This is a genomic window from Nostoc mirabile CHAB5784 (assembly GCF_020829645.1).
Classification (GTDB): Bacteria; Cyanobacteriota; Cyanobacteriia; order Cyanobacteriales; family Nostocaceae; genus Nostoc; species Nostoc mirabile.
In genome coordinates this window covers 311926-313303 of the sequence record NZ_JAIVFS010000002.1, presented here as the reverse complement: position 1 = coordinate 313303, position 1378 = coordinate 311926, and the positions used below count along the sequence as shown (strand labels likewise).

Annotated in this window: 1 protein-coding gene; it reads right to left on the bottom strand. The window is 47.0% G+C overall.

Annotated elements, in window-relative coordinates; all coding sequences use genetic code 11:
- Window positions 1-244 precede the first annotated feature (244 nt).
- On the bottom strand, window positions 245-1378 hold a 1134-nt coding region (locus LC653_RS03345; protein WP_267922949.1), incomplete at its 5' end, for a calcium-binding protein.

Below are 1378 nucleotides of genomic sequence, written 5' to 3'. Positions count from 1 at the left end.
ACTCCACCACGTAAAGAAGCATCTGTTGCTGTTTAATACCTTAGATTATTCATACTTTTGCTAAGTCTCTGATTAACTCAGCCCTGCTGGGTCATTTTGTATAGCTTAGTCTAAACTCCAGTTAAAAAGGGAGACTTTGATTCCGGTTCCCCCCTTTTTAAGGGGGGTTAGGGGGGATTTAAAAGTGCCTAAAGTCACAGCGAAATACTTTTCAAACAACCTCTTTTGCAAGAAGTCTATTAAATTAAAGGATAATGTTGCTTACCACTAGTTGTGGTGTTCCTGTAAGCTGAATCTCAAACTCAGCAGACAGATTCCCAGCAGTGTTACCTTGAAGAATACCTCCTGCATAACGAATCTGACCAACTGCAAAGAATGCGTTACTGCCAATGAAAGTAAAGGCTTGGTTGCCCCCTATATTGGAGTTGGCGTCGATAGTAGATAGATCAATTCGATCACCTGGCAAGTTACCGTTTCCAACAAAGTCAGTGATAACATCCCGTGAAAGACCAGTAGGACTATCTGAAACAGAGTTGAACTTGAAAACATCGTTACCTAATCCTCCAGTGAGGCGATCAGTCCCAGTACCGCCAATGAGGCGATCGTTGCCAGTACCGCCGTTAAGAGTCTCGTTGCCAGTATCGCCAACGAGTGTGTCGTTGCCACTAAGATTAGAACTGATCCAGCCGTTACCGAGAAGAAAACTGCCCGTAGAGCTAATACTTCCAGTAGAACCGCTCTCGCCAAAACTGCCCCCCGTAGAGCTAATACTTCCTCCCCCCCTAGAGCTAAAACTGCCCCCCGTAGAGCTAAAACTTCCAGTAGAACCGCTCTCGACAAAGGTATCGGAATCGCTATCATTAAAGGTATCGGAAAGGATAATGTCGCTTGCCACTAGTTGTGGTGCTCCTGCAAGCTGAATCTCAAACTCAGCCGACAGATCCCCATCAGTGCTAGCTTGGAGAATACCTCCTGAATAACGGATCTGGCCGGGTGCGGAGAATACGCCAGTCCCAATGAAAGTGAAGGCTTGGTTGCCCCCTATAGTAGAGTTGGCGTCGATGGTAGATAGATTGATTTGATCGCCTGGTAAGCTACCGTTTCCAACAAAGTCAGTAATAACATCCCGTAACAAACCAGATTGACTCTCAGAAACTGAGTTGAAATCGAAAACATCGCTACCTGATCCTCCAGTGAGGCGATCAGTCCCAGCACCACCAATGAGGATATCATTGTCAAATCCGCCAACAAGGCTATCGTCGCCCCTACCCCCGTTTATCGTATCGTTGCCCGCTCCGCCGTCAATGTTGCCACCGCCGTCAATCTGATCGTTGCCCAATCCGCCGTTAATCGTATTGTCGCCACTACCGCCGTTTAC